This window comes from Nonomuraea sp. NPDC003201 (genome assembly GCF_053590415.1).
The window spans coordinates 1-5,327 of the sequence record NZ_JBSFTC010000508.1 but is presented as its reverse complement, the minus strand read 5'-3'; the positions used below and the strand labels follow the sequence as shown (position 1 = coordinate 5,327).

General features: G+C 71.3%; 5 protein-coding genes and 1 pseudogene. 3 read left to right on the top strand and 3 right to left on the bottom strand.

Annotated elements, in window-relative coordinates:
- The coding region (locus ACWDX9_RS59270) for a trehalase-like domain-containing protein (RefSeq protein WP_449972436.1) at positions 1 to 756 on the bottom strand (756 nt) is incomplete at its 3' end.
- Complete coding sequence (locus ACWDX9_RS59265) at positions 753 to 3,692, bottom strand: FAD-binding and (Fe-S)-binding domain-containing protein (protein WP_449972433.1); 2,940 nt, start codon at positions 3,690 to 3,692, stop codon at positions 753 to 755. The genes ACWDX9_RS59265 and ACWDX9_RS59270, both read right to left, overlap by 4 nt.
- Positions 3,693 to 3,815: 123 nt before the next feature.
- Between ACWDX9_RS59265 and ACWDX9_RS59260 the strand changes: the two genes are divergently transcribed.
- A complete protein-coding gene (locus tag ACWDX9_RS59260) occupies positions 3,816 to 3,986 on the top strand; it encodes a thiamine pyrophosphate-binding protein (protein ID WP_449972430.1) in 171 nt (56 codons plus the stop codon).
- Positions 3,980 to 4,362, top strand: a pseudogene (locus ACWDX9_RS59255) (thiamine pyrophosphate-dependent enzyme); the annotation flags it as partial. The gene ACWDX9_RS59260 and the pseudogene ACWDX9_RS59255, both read left to right, overlap by 7 nt.
- Before the next feature lie 61 nt (positions 4,363 to 4,423).
- On the opposite strand, the gene ACWDX9_RS59250 reads toward ACWDX9_RS59255, so the two are convergent.
- Complete coding sequence (locus tag ACWDX9_RS59250; RefSeq protein WP_350735736.1) at positions 4,424 to 4,579, bottom strand: hypothetical protein; 156 nt, start codon at positions 4,577 to 4,579, stop codon at positions 4,424 to 4,426.
- Positions 4,580 to 4,878: 299 nt separating this feature from the next.
- Here ACWDX9_RS59250 and ACWDX9_RS59245 point away from each other — a divergent pair.
- The coding region (locus ACWDX9_RS59245) for an SRPBCC family protein (protein WP_449972427.1) at positions 4,879 to 5,327 on the top strand (449 nt) is incomplete at its 3' end.

Genomic DNA, 5,327 nt, shown 5'->3' with positions numbered 1-5,327 from the left:
TCCTGGAGCGCCTCCGCGAGCGCCCGTTCCGAACCCTCCTGAAAGCGGGTCGCCCGCGCCCGCAGCGTCGGAGTATCCGAGATCATGCCGTAGGCGTGGTGGGCGTCCCGGTCGGCGATGGTGTGCAGGTGCGGGCATCGCGCGGCCCCACGCCTGCTCGGTGGCGTACCAGGCGCGGTCGGCGTCGGGCGGCCCGTCGCGCGGCGGGCGGTCGGCGATCTCCAGGACCAGGTCGTGGTGCTCTCCGGCGGGGACGGTGAGCTCCAGCTCCGGACCGCGCCCGGGCCTCGCCTCTTCGGCGCCGGTCCAGCGGAACCACAGACCTTGCCCGTCCGCCTCCCACGCGCCGCGGAAGCGCGGGCGGCACGCGCCGAATCCGGGTCGCGGGTCGCAGACGACCTGCACCCGCGCGTCCCCGTGCCGGGCGATGATCCGGCGCAGCAGTACGGCGCGCCCGCGCTCGCCGGGGAACGCCAGCGCCTCGCGGCACTCGATGATCCCGGTGGTCGTCACCCACCGGCTGCGCCAGATGAGCGAGCCCGGCTCGTAGGCGCCGCCCCACACGAAGCGCTCCTGCGGCGTGACGGCGTAGACGCCGGCCCCGCCGATCAGCGAGGCGAAGATCGCGTCGCTGTCCCAGTGCGGCGCGCACATCCAGCACAACTCCCCGCGCGGGCCCACGACGGCACCGCGCTCACCGTCGGCGAGGAGCGCGTACTCCCGCAGCACCTGCGCCGGATACCGTTCGTCGTTCATGCCACGTGGGGGGCCCGCGCGCCGGTCCGGCCAGGGGCCCGCGGCGAAGCCGGTCGCTGCAGCTCCGCGAGCAGTTCGGCCAGGTGCCGGGCCTGGACCCCGGTGCCGGAGGCGATCTGGGTACGGCAGGAGAAGCCGTCGGCCAGCACGGTCGTGCCCGGGTCGGCCTCCCGTACCGCCGGCCACAGTCCCAGCTCGGCGGCGCCGGTGGAGACCTCGTAGTGGCCGCGTTCGAAGCCGAAGTTGCCCGCCAGGCCGCAGCAGCCCACGTCCAGCACCTCGGCCTGGACTCCGGCGCGCCGCAGCACTTCCTGGTCGGCGTCGAACCCCCAGATGGCGTGCTGGTGGCAGTGCGGCTGGGCGATGGCCTTACGGCCCGTCCCGGGCAGCGGCGCGGTGATCGCCTGCGGCGCCCGGTCGAGGAGGAACTCGGCCAGCGAGTGGGTCTGCTCGGCGAGCCGCCGGGCGTCCGGGTCGCCGGACAGCAACTCCGGGGCGTCGGCGCGGAACACCGCGGTGCAGCTCGGTTCCAGCCCGATCACCGGGATCCCGGCGCGCAGCCGGGGAGCGAGGGCGCGGAGGGTGCGGCGCAGCACGCGTTCGGCGATGTCGAGTTGTCCGGTGGAGATCCAGGTGAGTCCGCAGCACAGCGGGACCGGTGGCAGCTGGACCTGGAACCCGGCCGACTCCAGGACGCGGATGGCGGCCCGGCCGATCTCGGGGTGGAAGTTGTTGGTGAAGGTGTCCGGCCACAGCAGGACCGGCGGTCCGTCGACGTGAGACCCGTTGAACTCGTCGGTCAGGCGCTTTCGGGCGAAGCGGGGCAGTTCGCGGTGCTGGTCGATGCCGCCGGCGCGTTTGACGAGCCGGTCGAGGAGTGGGGCGTGGGTGAGGGCGTTGACCGTGCCCGGCGCGAGCGACGCCAGGCGGGCCCACAGCGGCAGCCAGCCCATGGAGTAGTGCGACATCGGGCGCAGGCGGCGATGGTAGTGGTGGGACAGGAACTCGGCCTTGTAGGTCGCCATGTCCACGTTCACCGGGCAGTCGCCGCGGCATCCCTTGCAGGCCAGGCACAGGTCGAGGGCCTCGCGGACGTCCTCGGAGCGCCAGCCGTCGGTGATGACGGCGTCCTCGCCGCCGCCCGGCATCCCGCGCATCATCTCCATCAGCAGGCGGGCCCGGCCCCGCGTCGTGTGCTTCTCCTCGTGGGTGACCCGGTAGCTCGGGCACATCACGCCGCCGGAGGAGGCGCGGCACTTGCCGATGCCGACACAGCGGGCCGCCGCGTGCGTTAACCGTCCGTGGTCGTTCGGATAGCCGAAGTGCTTGCGTGGCTCGTCGGGGTGGTAGCCGAGGTGGTCGAGGTTCTCATCCAGCCGGTACACGCCGGGCGTGCCGGACGGTTCGCGTGCTTCGAGGGGTGAGGCGACCTTGCCGGGGTTCATCCGGTCGCCCGGGTCGAAGATCTCCTTGAGGCGGCCGAACAGCCGGACGACCTCCTCGCCGAACATGATCGGCAGCAGCTCGGCGCGGGACTGGCCGTCTCCGTGCTCGCCCGACAGGGACCCGCCGTAGGAGGCGACCAGCCGCGCGGCGCGCTCGACGAAGCGCCGGTACGTGGCCGTGCCTCCGGGGTCCTCCAGGTCGAAGCCGATCCGGGTGTGTACGCAGCCCTGGCCGAAGTGGCCGTACAGGGACGCCGATCCGTAGCCGAACTCCTCCAGCAGGGCGCGGAAGTCACGCAGATAGTCGCCGAGCCGCTGCGGCGGCACCGCGGCGTCCTCCCAGCCCTCGTGGGTGTCGGGGCCGCCGGGCGGGTAGGCGGTCGCGCCGAGCCCGGCCTCGCGGACCTTCCACAGCCGCTCCTCCTCGTCCGGGTCGTCGAGATAGGCGACGCGGGGATCGTGCTCGGAGCGATGGATGTCCTCCAGCAGGCGGTCGGCGCGGTCGTCGGCCTGCTCGCGGGTGTCGCCGCCGAAGCGCACCATCAGCCACCCCGACCCTTCGGGCAGTTCCCGCAGCACGCCCTGCTTGGCGACGTGTTCGGCGCGGGCCAGGTCGATGAGGGTGTGGTCGAGCCCTTCGAGAGCCAGCGGGCCGTGTTCGGCCACGGCCGGTACGGCGTCGCCCGCGGCGGCGATGTCGTCGAAGCCGAGGACCACCAGCGACTGGTACTTCGGCACAGGCACCAGCTCGATCTCCGCCTGCAGCACGGTGACCAGCGTCGACTCGCTGCCGACCAGCGCGCGGGCGAGGTTGAAGCCGTTCTCCGGCAGCAGGGAGTCGAGGTTGTAGCCGGACACGCGCCGGGGGATGTGCGGGTAGCGGGTGCGGATCAGCGCCAGGTTGTCGTCGATGAGGTCGCGCAGCGCCCGGTAGATCTCGGCCCGCCGGCCTCCCTCGGTCTCGGCGAGGATGCGTTCGTAGTCCTCCTGGTCGGTCGGCCCGACCCACATCCGGGTGCCGTCGTAGGTCAGCACCTCCATGCGCGCCACCGAGTCGGCCATCTTGCCGTACGCCTGGGCGGACGCGCCGCAGGAGTTGTTGCCGATCATCCCGCCGATCGTGCAGGTGTCATGCGTGGACGGCTTCGGCCCCACCATCAGGTGATACTCGGAGAGCTCGGCGTTGAGATCGTCCAGGCAGGCCCCGGGTTCGACCACCGCCCGGCGGCGCTCCGGGTCGACCCGCACCAGCCTGCGGCAGTACTTGGACCAGTCGAGCACGACGCCCGTGTTGCAGCACTGCCCGGCCAGGCTCGTCCCGCCGCCTCGGGACAGCACCGGAACGCCGTGCGCGTGGCACACGGCCACCGCCTCCACCGCCGCGTCAATGGTGCGCGGGATCACCACGCCGATCGGCACCTGCCGGTAGTTGGAGGCGTCGTGCGCGTACGCCGCGCGCGACCCGGCGTCGAACCGGACTTCGCCGTCCACCCGCGCCGCGAGGTCACCTTGAAGCGATACGGACATGCCGGACCGACTACCCGGCTCGCCGGTTTCAATCTTGTGGCCCGGGCAGGGCCTGGGGAAAGCCGCTATCGCTGCGAGGACCTGGTCATGGCTCCTACCGTCGCCCATTACCTGCTCCCGCACTTGCGTCAGTGGGGTGTGGAGCACCTGTTCGGCTATCCGGGCGACGGCGTCAACGGGATCATCGCGGCGCTGGGACGCGCCGAGGACCGCCCGCGGTTCGTCCGGTCCCGGCACGAGGAGATGTCCGCGTCGTAACCGCCGACTCCGGCTCGGCCGCGACCTGAAGATCCGCGCCGACGTGCGTGGCTCGCTGTCGGGGACGCCGGCGACGATGGGGCCGGGCGTGCCGTACGCGATCGGCGCGAGGTTCGGCCACCCCGACCGGCCCGTCATCGCCTTCGTCGGGGATGGCGCCATGCGGATGAACGGGCTGGCCGAGCTCATCACGATCAAGCGGTATGCCTCCCAGTGGGCCGATCCGCGTCTGATCGTGGCGGTCCTGCACAACAACGACCTGAACCAGGTCACCTGGGAGCTGCGGGCGATGGGCGGCGCGCCGAAGTTCGAGGAGTCCCAGACGCTGCCGGATGTGTCCTATGCCGGCTTCGCTCGTTCGCTGGATCTGGAGGGCGGCCCAGGAGCTGTTCACCCGCGGCAAGGGCTGAGCCGCCCGGCCGGCGTGCGTTCCGCGGTCAGAACCAATATCGTCGGCCGCCGACCGGACGGCCGATGGAGCCCAGGACGAGCAGGATCACGCCGATGACGAGCAGGATGGCGCCGATCGTGTAGAGCAGCGATATGCCGAGCAGCCATCCCAGAAGCAGCAGGATGATGCCGATGATGATCATGTTCTCACCGATCCCGATACGTTGATTTTGTCGAAAACTCGGCTACCCGAGGTGTACGCGGTAAACGTTCACGGCGCCATGGCGGGGTCCCGGACGAACTCCGACAGCGCCTCCACCAGGACGGCAGCTTGGTGGACCGGACACCGGCCTCCGGCGGGACGGCCTCGGGGTGGCGGTTGATGACCACGGCTTGCACGGTTCGGGACCTCTCCGTTGGACGTCATAGGCCCGCATAGCCGAACAGTGACCGTCAAACGGTTGACGTTAGCCGCGATCCAGTGCGGGCAGGGGGCGAGGCCATGAGCACGATCGAGTACTCCCAAGACGTCAAGGTCCCGATCCGCGTCGCCTACAACCAGTGGACGCAGTTCGAGACGTTCCCCGAATTCATGGAAGGGGTGGAGTCGGTCAAGCAGCACACCGACACCCGCGCCACCTGGCTGGCCGAGATCGCCGGGGTGAAGCGGGAGTTCGAGACCGAGATCACCGAGCAGCACCCCGACGAGCGCGTCGCCTGGCACACGCTCGACAAGCCCCACCACGCCGGCGTCGTCACCTTCCACCGCCTCGACGACGCCACCACCCGCGTCACCCTCCAGATGGAGTACGACCCCGAGGGCTTCGTCGAGACCGCCGGCGACTGGCTCCAGCTCGTCCGCATGCGCGTACAGGGCGACCTGCGCCGCTTCAAGGACTACATCGAGACCCGCGGCAGCGAGACCGGCGCCTGGCGCGGCAGCGTGCCGCC

Excerpts from the sequence above, each read along its gene's own strand:
- ACWDX9_RS59260 (WP_449972430.1), top strand. The coding sequence starts at position 3,816 with ATGGCTCCTACCGTCGCCCATTACCTGCTCCCGCACTTGCGTCAGTGG.
- ACWDX9_RS59250 (WP_350735736.1), bottom strand. The coding sequence starts at position 4,579 with ATGATCATCATCGGCATCATCCTGCTGCTTCTGGGATGGCTGCTCGGC.